Raw genomic sequence first — 13,642 nt, 5'->3', positions numbered from 1 at the left:
CTTATTCGCGGACCGGACCGCGTGGCCGCATGGTCCTCCTCGACAAGGCGGTGCGGCTCTACGTCGCCTACGCGCTGGCGGGCGTTCTCCTCCTCGGCTGTATCGCCCTCGTCGGCGCGGTACTGCCCGCGGGGGTGGCGGTGTTCGCGGGCGGCGTGCTGGCGGTGCTACTGGTGTTCGCGGGGCTGGCGTGGACTGCACTCGCGGGGTGAGGCGACCGGTCGTTTATATCCGATGGCGAACTACGTCTCCGTAGATGGCCGAAATCGTCCATACCGACGACGTGCTCGGCGGGGACCCGCGGATCGAGGGGACCCGGGTCGGCGTGTTCGACGTGTACGAACTGGTCGTCGAGGGCGACCACTCGCCGGCCGACATCGCCGACCAGTTGGACCTCTCGCTCGGCGAGGTGTACTCCGCGCTCGCGTACTACCACGAGCACGCCGAGGAGATGCAGGCGATTCGGGACGCCCGTGCGGACGGCGACGCGTCGGTAGCAGAGCGGTCGCTGTCACCGCCCGAGCGCGTTCCCTGAATGGGGTTCCTCACGGACGAGCACGTTCCCCGCGTGTTCGTCACGGCGCTCCGGTCGAACGGCCACGAGGTCGCCCGTGCCAAGGAGCTGTTCGGGGAAGCGACCAGCGACCAGCAGTTGCTTCACACTGCCGCCGAGCGGAACCACCTGCTCGTCACACACGACAAGAAGGACTTCGCGGGGGCGACCGGCGAGGCGGTGGACCACGCCGGCATCGTCGTCTACACCGACGCGAACTGGCTCCGCGACGAGCCGGAGCACGCGGTCCGGACGCTCGAGCGCGTACTCGCGCACTACCCGCTCGACGAACTCTCGAACGAACTGGTCTGGCTCGACCAGTGGCGCGGGTAGGGGCTCACTCCCCGACCGACGGCAGGTCGACGACCTCCCCGTCGGCGTACACGGTCGGCTCCCGCAACACGCCGTCCGAGTGGATGGGCGCGGAGGTGTCGCCGCCGATGGAGGCGTCGTCGCCGACGGCGATGTGGACGGTGCCGCCGGCCTTCTCGTCCAGCAGGACCGAGCCGACGAGGTCGGTGACCGCGAGGTTCGTCCCGATGCCCAACTCGGCGACGTTGTACGCGTCCCGGCCCACCTCCTCGGCCGCGGTTTCGAACTCGGCGCGCACCTCGGGGTCGTCGATGTCGGTGACGTAGCCGTCCTCGACCTCGAAGGTGACCGTCTGCCCCTCGTCGAGCAGGTCGTACGGGCGGATGGTGCCGTCGACGACGAACCGGCCGGTCGCGTCCGCGGGCGAGACGAACACCTCGCCCGCCGGGAGGTTCGAGAACGCGCCCGCCTCGTGGACGATGCCGGTGTCCGAGAGCCACTCGCGGCCGTCGAACGAGAAGGTGACGTCGGTGCCCTGCGGCGAGGTGACCCGGACCTCGTCGGCGCCGGCCACCTGGTCGAGCATCCTCTCGCACTCGGCGGCGATGGCCTCGTAGTCGGCGTCCAGTCCCGTCGTGAACACCTCCTCGGTGATGCCCGGAAGCGTCGCACCGCGGGCGCCCGCCTCGCAGGCGGACTGGCGGGCGCGCGTGTGCGAGAGGGATTTGGTGGTCGGCGCGAGGAACACGTCGGCCGCCGCGAGCGCCGCGGCGACGGTGTCGTCGGGTTCCTCGCCGTGCTGGTCCAGCGGCGGGTACTGCATCAGGACGGCGTCCTCGGTCACCTCGCGGGCGGCCTCGTACAGCGCCCGCCCGATGTCGACGCGCTTGTCGTCGGTGACGACGAGACACGACTCGTCCGGCTTGAGGTCGAGACACTGGTTCACGGCCGTCTCGGCGGGCGCTGAAAGGTCGCTCATACCCGGGGTTGGTCGGTCGCGCGCTTCAAGCCTCGGCTTCCGGTCCGCGGACTACGAAACCGTTAACCCCGCGCGCCAGCCACCGTCGCGTATGATTCAGGTCGGCATCAACGGCTACGGCACCATCGGCAAGCGGGTGGCCGACGCCGTCGTCGCACAGCCGGACATGGAACTGGTCGGCGTCGCCAAGACCCGCCCGAACCACGAGGCCGAGACGGCCGTCGAGAACGGGTATCCGCTGTACTACGCGGTCGACGAGCGCCGCGACCTGTTCGACGAGGCCGGCATCGACGTGGCCGGCCCCGTCGAGGAACTCGTCGAGGCATCGGACGTCGTCGTGGACGCCTGCCCGTCGGGCATCGGCGAGCAGAACAGCGAGATGTACGCCGCACACGACACGCCCGCGCTGTATCAGGGCGGCGAGGACGCCGGCTTCGTCGACGCGTCGTTCAACGCCCGCGCGAACTTCTCGGAGGTGGAGGGCGCCGACCACGTCCGGGTCGTCTCCTGTAACACGACCGGGCTGTCGCGGTTGCTCGCGCCGCTCCAGGAGGAATACGGCGTCGAGAAGGCCCGCGTGACGCTGGTCCGGCGCGGCGGCGACCCCGCCCAGTCGGGGCGTGGCCCCATCAACGACATCCTCCCGAACCCGGTGACGCTCCCCTCGCATCACGGCCCGGACGTCAACACCATCTTCCCCGAGTTGAACATCGACACGCTCGGGATGAAGGTGCCGGCGACGCTGATGCACACCCACTCGGTGAACGTCCAACTGGAGGACGTTCCCAGCGAGGCCGAGGTGAAAGAACTGCTCGCGGGCGAGGACCGCCTGTTCCTCATCCCGCCGGAGTACGACATCGACGGCGCGGGGAAGCTCAAGGAGTTCGCCATGGACCGCGGCCGGCCGCGGGCCGACATCTGGGAGAACGCCGTCTGGGAGAAGTCCATCTCGATGGAGGACGACGACCTGTATCTGTTCCAGGCGATTCACCAGGAGTCGGACGTGGTGCCGGAGAACGTCGACGCGGTGCGTGCGGTGCTGGGCGAGAGCGACCGCGAGGCGTCGATGGCCCGCACGGACGAGGCGCTCGGCGTCGGATTCTGACCGGAGTCCTGTCCCGGTCAGAAGGCTTTTGCGTCGAACGAGCGTACCGCAGGTATGCGCAGGGACGACCGCGACGACCCCTTCGACGACATCTTCCGCGAGATAGAGCGGATGATGGAGGAGATGACGGGCGGCAACGTCGACATCGACGCCAACGTCGGCGGGGCGGGGGGCGACGACGCACATTTCTCGGTGCAGGAGACCGACGGGGAGATACTCGTCGTCGGCGACCTGCCGGGTATCGAGCGCGACGCCATCGACATCAAGTGTGACGGCCGCCACCTCACCATCGCGGCCCACACGAACCACCGGGACTACGAACAGCGGCTCCAGTTGCCCGCACGCGTCGACGAACACTCCGCGAGCGCGACGTTCAACAACGGCGTCCTCGAGGTGCGGCTGAACCGGGTCGACGACAGCGCGGACATCGACCTCCGGTAGCGAGCGTTCTCCGGCCGTCGCTCCGCCGACCAGCCGCGGCACTCGCTGTGACGGCCGCATTTCGAGCGGTGAGTTCGACAGCGAATATAAAAGCGGGCGGGTGTAGTGACAAGGAGATGGCCACGGGGGAGCGTGCAGTACGGGAGAGTGTCCACGAAAGCGGAGCGGGTCAGATTCGCGTGCTACATCTCGACGACGACGAGATGTTTCTCGAGTTGACCGCGACGAGCCTCGAGCGCGAGGAGTTCGACGTCGTCTCGCTGTCGGACCCGCAGGAGGCGCTGGACCGACTCTGCGGCGATGTCGACTGTATCGTCTCCGACTACCAGATGCCCGAGATGGACGGCATCGAGTTCCTCGAATCGGTCCGGGAGGACTGCCCGAACGTCCCCTTCCTGCTGTTCACCGGGAAGGGGAGCGAGGACATTGCCGGGCGGGCAATCTCGGCGGGCGTCACCGACTACCTGCAGAAGTCGCCGGGACAGGACCAGTTCGCCCTGCTGGCGAACCGCATCGAGAACGCCGTCTCCCAGCATCGCGCCCAGGAGCGGGTCCGCGAGGTCCACGACCGCATCGACGACGCCGTCGTCGCCCTGGACAGCGACTGGCGATACACGTACGTCAACCGGCGCGCCGAGGAACTGCTCGGGGTCGACGCGGCCGACCTCGAGGGGAACCCCATCTGGGAGACGTACCCGGGACTGGTCGGCTCCGAGTTCGAGGAGGCGTTCCGCGAGGCCGTCCGCACCCAGGAGCCGACGACGGTCGAGGCGTATCACGACCTGACGGAGTCGTGGTACGAGACTCGGGCGTACCCCGACGAGAACGGCCTCTCGGTCTACTTCCGTGACGTGACGGAGCGGCGCGAGCGGGAACTGCAGTACGAGGCGGTGTTCAACCAGACGTACCAGTTCACGGGCCTGCTGGAGCCGGACGGCACGGTTCTGGAGGCCAACGAGACGGCGCTGTCGTTCGGCGGTCTCGACCGCGAGGACGTGGTCGGCGAGAAGGTGTGGGACACCGAGTGGTTCCAGCACGGCGACGCGGCCACCGTCGCGCGGGCGTTCGTCGACCGGGCGGCCGACGGCGAGTTCGCCCGGACCGACCTCGAGGTGCAGGGCGCCGAGGGCGTCGCCACCATCGACTTCTCCGTGCGACCGGTGACCGACGACGACGGGGAGGTAGTGCTTCTCATCCCCGAGGGACGCGACATCACGGAGCTGAAACAGCAGGAGGAACAGCTCCGCGAGGAGCGTGCGTTCGTCGACGGCATCCTCGAGGCGCTTCCGGACCCCCTGTACGCGTTCGACGCCGAGGGGAACTTCCTCCGGTGGAACGACGAGTTCGAGGCGGTGACCGGGTACGGCGCCGACGAGATTTCGGAGATGACGCCGCTGGATTTCATCCCCGCGGACGAACAGTCGAAAATCGCCGACAGCATCTCCGCGGTGTTCGACAGCGAGCGGACGGTCACCGTCGAGAGCCATTTCGAGCGGACGGACGGCACGCGGGTCCCCTACGAGTTCACGGGCGCCCGACTGGACGACGAGTCGGGCGACCCCATCGGTCTCGTCGGCATCGGTCGGGACATCACCGACCGGAAGCGGCGGGAACGGGAACTCAGGCGCCAGAACCAGCGGCTCGAGGAGTTCGCAAACGTCGTGAGCCACGGTCTCCAGAACCGGCTGAGCGTCGCCACCGGGAGCCTCGAACTGGCCGAGACGGACGACGAACATCTCCGTCGCGCCCAGCAGGCGCTCGACCGGATGCGACAGCTCACCGAGGACGTGTTGCGGCTGGCCGAACAGGGCGAGGTGGTCGACGACCCCCAGGCGGTGACTGCCCGTGACGCCATCGACGAAGCCGTCACGGCCGTCGCGCTCGACGACGCCACGGTCACGGTCGACTGTCCGCCCGACCGCCGCATCCGCGCCGACGCGACGCGGCTCCCGGAGCTGATAGAGAACCTGCTGGTCAACGCCGCCGAACACGGCGGAAGCGAGGTGACGGTCGGACTCGACGGCGACACGCTGTACGTCGCCGACGACGGCCCCGGCATCCCGCCGGAGAAGCGCGAGCGGGTGCTCGAAGCGGGCTACTCCAGCGACGGCGGCACCGGGTTCGGCCTCGCCATCGTCATCAGCATCGCCGAGGCGCACGGCTGGGAGGTCGACATCCGCGAGAGCGAGCGGGGCGGCGCACGCATCGAGGTGTCGGGCATCGAGTCGGCTTAGGTCCGCGAGCGAATCAGGTCCGCCAGCCGGTCGTAGAATTCGGGGTCGTACTTCGTCGCGGAGTCGACCGTCGGCCGCGCGTTCGTCTCGTTGACGACCACGCCGTCGGAGACGAGCACGTCCACCCCGAGCCAGTCGACGCCCAGCGCCGCGGCCGCCGCCTCCGCCGTCTCGCGTATCGGGTCGCCGGGGGCGAGGTCGACGCCCGTCGCCGCCGCGCCGCGGTGGACGTTGTGCTTCCACTGGCCGTCCGCGAGGCGGTCGGCGGGCAGGCGACGCTCGACGGCGCCGGCGTACTCGCCGTCGATGCACATGACGCGGTAGTCGCGGGCGTCGGGGACGAACGACTGGACGAGATACGAGCGGTCGCCCGTCGCGGGGTTCTCGTGGAGGAGGTCGAGGTAGTCGACGACGCCCAGAAAGGAGTCGTAGTCGGTCGCCTTGGCGACGCCGACCCCCCGGGTCGCCGAGTTCGGCTTCACCACGACGGGCGGGTCGAACCGCTCCCACACCGCCCGCAGGTCGGCCTCGTCGACGGGGTTCGACACCATCACCGTCTCCGGCGTCGGGACGCCCGCGGCACCGAGGCGGGCGAGCGCGCCGGCCTTGTTGCGCGACCGCAGGACGGCCTCGCGGTCGTTCACCCACGGCACGTCCAGCAGGGCGTCCGCGACGCCGCCCTCCATGATGCGGGGCGGGAACACGAATCCGACGTCGAAGCCGTCGAACTCGTCGGCGTCGAGCGGGAGCGACCGCTCGCGGGTGCGGACGTGCTCGGCGGCGATGTCACGCTCCGCGAGCGGGTCGCGGACCCGCGCGAGCGTCTCGGCGTCGGTGGCGACGGCCAGCCGGAGCATACCCGAGGCAGGGCCGGCGACGACAAGAACCGTTGGGTCACAGCAACCGCTGGAGGGGAGGAGAGACGGGAGAAGACGCCGGCGGTTACGCGATGAGCTGTTCCTCGCCGCGCTCGACCTTGATGCGACACGGCGGGGTGATCTTGTTGTACGCGCGGCGGAACGCGTCCTTGACCGTCTCGGCGTCCTCGGGGTGACACCACGCGGTGAACAGCTGTTCGCCCTTCTGGATGCGGGCGGCGGTGCCGACTATCTTGCCGAACGCCTGCCGCATCCCGTCGGAGACACGGTCTGCGCCCGCGCCGGTCGCCTGCTTGTTCTCCCGGAGCACCTGGTGGGGGAACTTCCGGAGAATCATCTTGTAGTCGCCGTCCTCGCCGAGCACCTTCAGCATCCGGCGGTTCGCCGACAGCCGCGAGGCCTCCAGCGAGCCGTGACGGATCTGGACGCTCTCCTCGACGATGAGGCTGATCTGTATCGGGTAGTCGTCGGGGTCCTTGTCTATCTTCCCCATCTTGTACTGGGCGACCTTCGAGCCGGGGATGCCCGTGATGTACTCCCGGCGCGTGTACGACGGCTTGTCGATGTCACGGTACATCGACGCGGGTTTGTCGCTCATATTACCGTAGACGAAGCCCACGACGTTAATGAAGGCTTCGAAGGTATCTCGCAGTCGGCGTGTCAACGGCTCACGTGGCTGTTCCGGCCACGGGGGGAGCCGCGGGGTCAGTCGAGGCCGGCGACGACGTCGCGGTACTCGTCTTCGGTGAACGCCTTCAGCGTCTCCGTCTCGACGGCGCCGCCCGCCGCGACGGTCAGCATCGCCTGCGCGGCCGCCTCGTCGTCGGGGAACTCCGCGATGTAGACGGCGTCGTACTGGCCGAAGGTGAGATAGAAGCCGACGTACTCGCCGCCGTGTGCCTCCGTCACCTCCTTGGCGGCCTCGAGCCGTTCGGGGCTCTCGGCCATGTTCTGGATGCCGTGCTGGGTGTAGTTGACGAGGGTGATGTACGTGGGCATGGTCGTGACCCGACCGAGTGACGACGCCCGCGGGCTTTACTATGCGACGCCAACCGGCGGGTACGACCGGCCTAGCGAGAGCGGCGTCGTCCGGCGGTCACCCGCAGGAAATCGGGTGACACAGGTGTCGCCACACGCATATAGGCGGTGCGGCCGTAGCCGGGGACACGATGGTCAACATGTTCGTCGACGGGGAGTGGCGCACCGACACCTACGAGTTCGAGGACGAGGACGGCGAGTTCGACCGCCAGGAGACGACGTTCCGCGACTGGCTGGGCGACGACTACCCGGCCGAGGACGGCCGCTACCACCTGTACGTCTCCCGGGCCTGTCCGTGGGCCCACGGCGCGGCGATGGTCCGGTCGCTGATGGGGCTGGAGGACGCGGTGTCGATGGACATCGTCGACCCGTACCGCGACGAGAAGGGGTGGCAGTTCACCCCCGAGAAGGACGACTGCACCGAAGACACGGTCAACGGGTTCGACTACCTCGGCGAGACGTACGTCGAGGCGGACCCGAACTACACCGGGCGCGTGACCGTCCCGGTTCTCTGGGACCGCGAGAACGAGACCATCGTCAACAACGAGTCCATCGAGGTGATGAAGATGTTCGCGCAGGCGTTCGAGGGGAACGGTGTGGACCTCTACCCCGAGGGGATGCGCGACGCAATCGACGAGGCGGTCGACGCCATCTACGACCCCATCAACAACGGCGTCTACCGCGCCGGATTCGCCGGCACGCAGGAGGCGTACGAGCGGGCCGTCGAGGAACTGTTCGCCGCGCTCGACCAGTGGGACGCGATTCTGGAAGGTCAGCGGTACATGGTGGGCGACGGCGAGCAGTTGACGCTCGCGGACCTGCGCATGTTCGCCACGCTCGTCCGGTTCGACCAGGTGTACCACACCCACTTCAAGTGCAACAGGCGGCTCATCCAGCAGTACGACAACCTCTGGCCGTACGTGCGCGACGTCTACCAGACGCCCGGCATCGCGAAGACGGTGAACATGGACCACATCAAGGAACACTACTACACCACCCACACCGACATCAACCCCACCGGGTTCGTCGCGGTCGGGCCGGACCTCGACTTCGAGGCCGACCACGACCGGGACGAACTGCCGGGGAGCCCGCCCGAGGAACTGCTCGAGACGGCCTGAATCTCGCGAACGTCCAGTTTTCGCGCCCTCCGAACCACGAGGTGCCCGCTCACCCGGCGAGCCCGCCGGTAGGGTTAAGTCCATGCGTGCTATTCCCACGCATTGTATGGGAGACACGAAGCGAGGCCGCGAGCGGAAGGGGCAGGTGAAGCGCGAACAGCGTCGTGAACACGAGATAGAGAAGGCCCTCGAACACCGCGACGAGGAACTCGACTTCGACGAACTCTACGACGACGTGGAACCCTGAACGGCCAGGGCGACGGCCGTGCCGTCGCCGTACACCACGTATATCTCCTCGGTGCCGTCGCCGTCCGTGTCCGCGAGCGTCGCGTGGGTGAACACCGCACCGTCGCGCTCGTAGCTCCCGCGTACGGTCCCATCCGCGGGGTTGACGACCAGCACCCGCCCGTCGTTCGTCACCGCCACCACGTCGGGGTCGCCGTCGCCGGTCACGTCGCCGACGACCGGCGGGGGGTTCATCTGCGTCTCGCCGGTCGTGAGCGTCGTCGTCCACTCGGTGTCGCCGGTCGTCCCGTCGAGTGCGTACAGCGTTCCGTTCCGGTTCGTCGCGTACACGGTCGCGTCCGCGCCGGTCCCGACGGGCGGCCCGACCGCCGCGAGCGTCCCCAGGTCGCGGGACCACTCCACCTCACCGGTCGCGCCGTCCAGTGCCGCGACCGTGCCCGAGGCGGTGGCCGCGAGGAACTCGCGGGCCGGGTCGTCGTCGACGTCGCCGTCGGCGGTCCACGTCACCGACCCCTCGACGGCCGTCGACCACGCCACGCCGCCGCGGGGCGTGAACGCGACGACGGTGCCGTTGCCGAGGCCGACGACCACCTCCTTGCCGCCCGACGCGTCGAAGTTCTCGACGGCGGGCGACGCCCAGGAGAAGGCGTTCAGCGGCCGGCGCCACACCGTCGTGTTGTCGGGTCGCACCACCGACAGCGTCCCGTCGATGTCGGTGACGACGAGTTCCGGCGTCGAGTCGCCGATGACGTCCGCCACGACGGGCCGGGTGTAGCCGTAGTCCGACAGCGGGTGGCGGAACGTCACCTCGCCCGTCAGCGGGTCGTAGGCGACGACTGCCTCCTCGGTGGTGGCCGCCAGCAGTTCCGGCCGGCCGTCGCCGGTGAAGTCCGCCAGGGTCGGGTCCGCGACGGCGTGGATGGTGCAGGCGCGCTTCGGCACGTCGTCGGCCCACCGGCGCTCGCCGTCCCCGTCGAGGACCAGCAGTTTACAGCCCGTTCTGCCGCTCCGGCCGCCGATAGGGACGGCGACGACGGCCTCGCCGCTGGACCCGTTCCCGCCGACCCGGCCGGCCGCCGCGGCGTGGTGGTTCCCCTCGATGGCGCTGTCGCCGGCCTGCCAGCGCTCGATGAGTTCCACGTCCTCGCTCGGCGCGGTCGGGCCGCCCGAACAGCCCGCGAGCGCGAGGAGGGCGACGAGCAGGGCGAAAGCGAACCGTCTCACACCGGCCGTTGTCGCCCCACGTGCAAAGCGGCCCCGCTTCTTCGACGGTCGTACCAGAACCCCTTTTCGGCGAACTCCCCACGTTCGCGTATGCACAGACGACGGTTCCTCGCCGCCGCGGGCGGGGCGACGAGCCTGCTGGCCGGCTGTTCGGGCATCACGGGGACGCCGACCGACACGGCGACGCCGGCCGGCACCGAGGACCTGCCGGACGCCATCTACGTCCAGAAGTTCCGCGAGACGATGTCGATGCAAGGGATGGCCGAGGCCGGCCCGTACACGGTGGCGTTCATGTACGCCGCCCCGCACGTGTTCTGGAACGTCAACGGGTCGGAGCTGTCGAAGACGCCGCGGTCGGGCGACATCCACGGGATGGCGGTGGTGTTCCACGAGCCGACGAACACCGTCGTCCCCGAGACGGGGCTGTCGCTGAAAGTCGAGCAGGGCGGCGACCTCGTCACACAGGAGGTCATCTACCCGATGCTCTCCCAGCGGATGGGGTTCCACTACGGCGCGAACTTCCCGCTGTCCGGCGACGGCGAGTACACCGCGAAGGTGTCGGTCGGTGCCGTCCCCGACTCGGTGGCGCTGACCGGCGACTACGAGGGGCAGTTCCGCGAGTCGGTCGACGCCGAGATACCGTTCGCGTTCAACGAGAAACAGCGCGAGAAGGTCGAGGTCGAGCGCCTCGACGCCTACGGGCGGAAGGGCGCGGTGAAGCCGATGCAGATGGGGATGATGCCACAGGCGACCGCGCCGCCGAACGACGCGCTCCCCGGCCGGGTCATCGGCGACCCGCTGTCGGACGGCGCGCGCCTCGTGACCACCGTACTCGACGGCGACGCCGCGAGTCGATTCGGTACCGACGCGTATCTCGCGGTCTCGGCGCGCACCCGCTACAACGGGCTGGTCCTCCCGGCGATGACGATGGACGCGACGGTGACCCGCGACGGCGAGACCGTCTACGACGGAACGCTCACACGGACGCTCGACCCCGACCTCGGCTACCACTACGGCGCCGACGTCGCCGTTCAGTCGGGCGACGAACTCGAGTTGCAGGTCACGCTCCCGCCGCAGGTCGCCCGCCACGAGGGGTACGAGCGCGCGCTACTCGACTTCGAGCCGGTGACGCTGACCGTCTGAACAGCCTTTTCCACCCGTGCTCCCAACCCAGCGTATGGAGACGCGCCACGCGGTCGGCCTGCTGGCCGCCGGGCTCGTCGTCGCCGCGCTCGCGGCGGCGGTCCCGATGCCGGCGTCGGCCCACGTCAACCACGTCGCCGCGGATCCGCAGGTCAGCCCCGACGGGAGGCTCGTCGCGGAGACGGCGTTCGTCGCCGTCGACGGCTACCTGGTCGTCCACCGCGACGACGACGGCGCCGTCGGCGAGCCCATCGGCCACGCGCCCATCTCGCAGGCGGGCGGGCTGAAGACCGACGTGAGCGTCACCGTCGCAGACGGCGCGTGGGACGACTGGACGACCGACGAGGCGTGGCTGGTGCTCCACACGAGCGACGGCGACGGGGAGTTCGAACCGGACGACGACGAGATGCTGACGACGTTCGGACAGCCCGCGGGCGAGCGCATCACGGTCGCCCGGGGCGACCGGGCGCTCGTGACCGCGGCGGCGTTCGCGCCCCAGCGGGTGAACGCGTCCGGGGGTGCCGTGACGGTCCGCACCGCCACGCTCCCGACCGACGGCGCGGTCCTCGTCCGCAACGGCTCCGACGGGGAGGTCGTCGGGCGGGCGAACCTCTCGGCCGGCACGCACGCGAACGTCTCCGTGCCGATAGACGAGTCGTTCCTCGACGGCCGCGACCGGTTCACGCCGACGGCAGTGCTGGTCGACGGCGACGGGGAGCCGCTGACCGCCGGCGACGCGGCGGTGGCGACGACGTTCGGTGCGCGCGTGCGCGGCGGCGCGGAGGGGACGACGACGCCCACGCCCCCGGTGGTTCAGACGGCGACGCCGACGCCCGCCAGCGAGACGACGGCCGCAACGACGAGCGAGTCGACGGACACCCCGACACCGACCGACGGCGGCGGCCCCGGCTTCGGGCTCGCGGCGGCGCTGGCGGCGCTGGCGGCCGTCGCGCTCCTGAGGCGGGTATGACCCCGGCTGTAGCCGGCGCTCGGCTTATCCGCGTGCGGTCCCGACACGGAGGTGATGGAACGGCGTGAGCAACGACCTCCTGCTGGCCGTGGTGCTCGCCGTCGCGGGGCTGTGTGCGGCCGGCATCGTCGGCGTGGCGCTGGCGGCGCTCGTCCAGCGGCAGTCGGTGCCGTACCTGCTGGTGACGCTGGCGCTGGCGACCCTGCTCGCGCGGACGGCGGTCGGGGTCGCGCTGATGTGGGGGGTGTTCCCCGATGCGACCCACCACACGCTCGAACACGCCCTGGACGTGGTGATGGCGGGGCTCGTCATCGCGGCCGTCTACACCGCCCGACAGGCGCGGGGTGGTCCTGAGTGAGCGAGACGCGCGAGCGCATCGCCGCCCACGTCCGCCGCGACCCGGGCGTCCACTTCAGCGAACTCGTCCGGGCGCTGGACCTCGCGCCCGGACAGGTGCAGTACCACCTCAAGAAACTCGACGTGGTCGCCGCCGACCTCTACGGGCAGACCCACTACTTCCCCGACGACTACGACGCGTGGGACCGGGGGGCGCTCGCGCTTCTCAGACGGGAGACCGCGGCCGACGTCGTGAGCGTGCTGATGGCGGACGGGCCCCTGTCGGCCGGCGAAACGGCCGAGCGCGCCGGCATCGCGCGCTCGACGCTGTCGTGGCATCTCGACCGACTCGTCGAGCAGGAACTCGTCGAGAAGCGCTACCGCTCCGGACGGGTGCATCTCGTGCTCGCACAGCCCGAACGGACGGCCGAACTGCTCGACCGCGCGGAGCCGACCCTCCCGGGGCGGCTCGTGGACCGGTTCACCCGGCTGGTCGACGCGCTACTAGAGGAGTAGCCGCGGCTACTCGACGGTCACCTCGTCCGTGCCCGAGAGCCCGTGGCTCCCGCCGACGTGTCGCTCCCACCGGAGCCGGACGGTGTCCGTGGCCGTCGTGATACCGGTGTCGGCCAGCGGGAACGTCAGCAGAACGGAGCCGTCGTGGAACAGCCCGCGGTAGGCGTACTCCGGTCGCGGGCCCGTGGCGACGGCGTCGGCCGTCCCCGCCCGGTAGTGCGTGTGGTTGTAGTGTGGCCCCGGCATCTCCCCGGTCGGGTCGTGCTCCTCGTTCGGAGCCACCCTGACGGCGAACCGCTCGCCAGCGAGGTCGATGCGGCCGTCGAAACCGGGGTTCACCTCGACGTCGAGTTCCTCGGGGTAGTGGGCCGTCGCCGACCCGGACAGCGAACCGAGACCGAGCGCCGCGGCACCGAGGCCGGTGGTCGTTCGCAGTACCGCTCGTCGCGTCGCGTCGTCGTTCGACATCGCGTCCGGGGCGACGCAGGACCACAGTATACGGGTTCTGGCGCGATTCTCGAACTCGTTCGACGGTCGTACCAGAACCCC

18 protein-coding genes are annotated in these 13,642 nt (G+C 69.8%); 12 read left to right on the top strand and 6 right to left on the bottom strand.

The features are described from left to right. Positions 1 to 29: 29 nt before the first annotated feature. Genes NL112_RS06665 through NL112_RS06655 form a run of 3 tightly spaced genes read left to right on the top strand, consistent with a single transcriptional unit; the run spans position 30 to position 886 of the window. Positions 30 to 212, top strand: a complete 183-nt coding sequence (locus NL112_RS06665; RefSeq protein ID WP_255151848.1) for a hypothetical protein — start codon at positions 30 to 32, stop codon at positions 210 to 212. A 44-nt stretch (positions 213 to 256) separates the two neighbouring features. After that, the gene (locus tag NL112_RS06660) at positions 257 to 535 is read left to right on the top strand and encodes a DUF433 domain-containing protein (RefSeq protein WP_255151847.1); all 279 of its coding nucleotides are present in this window, start codon (positions 257 to 259) and stop codon (positions 533 to 535) included. Then, positions 536 to 886, top strand: coding sequence for a DUF5615 family PIN-like protein (locus NL112_RS06655; protein WP_255151846.1), 351 nt, complete (start codon positions 536 to 538; stop codon positions 884 to 886). A gap of 4 nt (positions 887 to 890) precedes the next feature. Here NL112_RS06655 and NL112_RS06650 read toward each other — a convergent pair whose 3' ends face one another. Beyond that, entirely contained in the window at positions 891 to 1,844 is a 954-nt protein-coding gene (locus NL112_RS06650; RefSeq protein ID WP_255151845.1) for an aminopeptidase, read from the bottom strand. A 91-nt stretch (positions 1,845 to 1,935) separates the two neighbouring features. Between NL112_RS06650 and NL112_RS06645 the strand changes: the two genes are divergently transcribed. From NL112_RS06645 to NL112_RS06635, 3 genes are all read left to right on the top strand, one after another. After that, entirely contained in the window at positions 1,936 to 2,949 is a 1,014-nt protein-coding gene (locus tag NL112_RS06645) for a type II glyceraldehyde-3-phosphate dehydrogenase (protein ID WP_255151844.1), read from the top strand. Positions 2,950 to 3,003: 54 nt separating this feature from the next. Continuing rightward, positions 3,004 to 3,390 (top strand): Hsp20/alpha crystallin family protein, encoded by a 387-nt coding sequence (locus tag NL112_RS06640; RefSeq protein WP_255151843.1) that lies wholly within the window; start codon positions 3,004 to 3,006, stop codon positions 3,388 to 3,390. Positions 3,391 to 3,506: 116 nt separating this feature from the next. Beyond that, on the top strand, positions 3,507 to 5,624 hold the full coding sequence (locus NL112_RS06635; protein ID WP_255151842.1) for a PAS domain-containing protein: 2,118 nt from the start codon (positions 3,507 to 3,509) through the stop codon (positions 5,622 to 5,624). Here the strand turns inward: NL112_RS06635 and NL112_RS06630 are convergent. From NL112_RS06630 to NL112_RS06620, 3 genes are all read right to left on the bottom strand, one after another. Then, positions 5,621 to 6,481: an ATP-grasp domain-containing protein gene (locus NL112_RS06630; protein ID WP_255151841.1), complete on the bottom strand. Its 861-nt coding sequence runs from the start codon at positions 6,479 to 6,481 to the stop codon at positions 5,621 to 5,623. The two genes, NL112_RS06635 and NL112_RS06630, sit on opposite strands and share 4 nt — an antisense overlap. 85 nt (positions 6,482 to 6,566) lie before the next feature. Next, on the bottom strand, positions 6,567 to 7,100 hold the full coding sequence (locus NL112_RS06625; RefSeq protein WP_255151840.1) for a 50S ribosomal protein L16: 534 nt from the start codon (positions 7,098 to 7,100) through the stop codon (positions 6,567 to 6,569). A gap of 107 nt (positions 7,101 to 7,207) precedes the next feature. Beyond that, positions 7,208 to 7,501: a GYD domain-containing protein gene (locus NL112_RS06620; RefSeq protein ID WP_255151839.1), complete on the bottom strand. Its 294-nt coding sequence runs from the start codon at positions 7,499 to 7,501 to the stop codon at positions 7,208 to 7,210. A 170-nt stretch (positions 7,502 to 7,671) separates the two neighbouring features. Between NL112_RS06620 and NL112_RS06615 the strand changes: the two genes are divergently transcribed. Both NL112_RS06615 and NL112_RS06610 read left to right on the top strand, forming a co-directional pair. Next, positions 7,672 to 8,658, top strand: a complete 987-nt coding sequence (locus NL112_RS06615) for a glutathione S-transferase family protein (protein ID WP_286672168.1) — start codon at positions 7,672 to 7,674, stop codon at positions 8,656 to 8,658. 106 nt (positions 8,659 to 8,764) lie between these two features. Continuing rightward, on the top strand, positions 8,765 to 8,905 hold the full coding sequence (locus NL112_RS06610; RefSeq protein ID WP_255151838.1) for a hypothetical protein: 141 nt from the start codon (positions 8,765 to 8,767) through the stop codon (positions 8,903 to 8,905). Here the strand turns inward: NL112_RS06610 and NL112_RS06605 are convergent. Further along, positions 8,884 to 10,128 (bottom strand): outer membrane protein assembly factor BamB family protein, encoded by a 1,245-nt coding sequence (locus NL112_RS06605; RefSeq protein WP_255151837.1) that lies wholly within the window; start codon positions 10,126 to 10,128, stop codon positions 8,884 to 8,886. The two genes, NL112_RS06610 and NL112_RS06605, sit on opposite strands and share 22 nt — an antisense overlap. A 90-nt stretch (positions 10,129 to 10,218) precedes the next feature. Here NL112_RS06605 and NL112_RS06600 point away from each other — a divergent pair, with 90 nt between their 5' ends. The 4 genes from NL112_RS06600 to NL112_RS06585 all read left to right on the top strand — a co-directional run bounded on the left by NL112_RS06600 (position 10,219) and on the right by NL112_RS06585 (position 13,093). Then, entirely contained in the window at positions 10,219 to 11,271 is a 1,053-nt protein-coding gene (locus NL112_RS06600) for a DUF7350 domain-containing protein (protein ID WP_255151836.1), read from the top strand. Between the two features lie 34 nt (positions 11,272 to 11,305). Next, positions 11,306 to 12,241, top strand: coding sequence for a DUF7282 domain-containing protein (locus tag NL112_RS06595; RefSeq protein ID WP_255151835.1), 936 nt, complete (start codon positions 11,306 to 11,308; stop codon positions 12,239 to 12,241). A 64-nt stretch (positions 12,242 to 12,305) separates the two neighbouring features. Beyond that, positions 12,306 to 12,599, top strand: coding sequence for a DUF7471 family protein (locus tag NL112_RS06590; RefSeq protein ID WP_255151834.1), 294 nt, complete (start codon positions 12,306 to 12,308; stop codon positions 12,597 to 12,599). After that, positions 12,596 to 13,093 (top strand): winged helix-turn-helix transcriptional regulator, encoded by a 498-nt coding sequence (locus tag NL112_RS06585; protein ID WP_255151833.1) that lies wholly within the window; start codon positions 12,596 to 12,598, stop codon positions 13,091 to 13,093. Before NL112_RS06590 ends, NL112_RS06585 begins: the two co-directional genes overlap by 4 nt. A 6-nt stretch (positions 13,094 to 13,099) precedes the next feature. On the opposite strand, the gene NL112_RS06580 is transcribed toward NL112_RS06585, so the two are convergent. Next, positions 13,100 to 13,561: a hypothetical protein gene (locus NL112_RS06580; RefSeq protein ID WP_255151832.1), complete on the bottom strand. Its 462-nt coding sequence runs from the start codon at positions 13,559 to 13,561 to the stop codon at positions 13,100 to 13,102. Positions 13,562 to 13,642 lie beyond the last annotated feature (81 nt).

Origin of the sequence: Halorarius halobius, assembly GCF_024298865.1 — an archaeon.
In the GTDB taxonomy this organism is placed as follows: Archaea; Halobacteriota; Halobacteria; order Halobacteriales; family Haloarculaceae; genus Halorarius; species Halorarius halobius.
The sequence above is the reverse complement of the archived record's forward strand: the minus strand, read 5'-3'. Positions and strand labels throughout refer to the sequence as shown.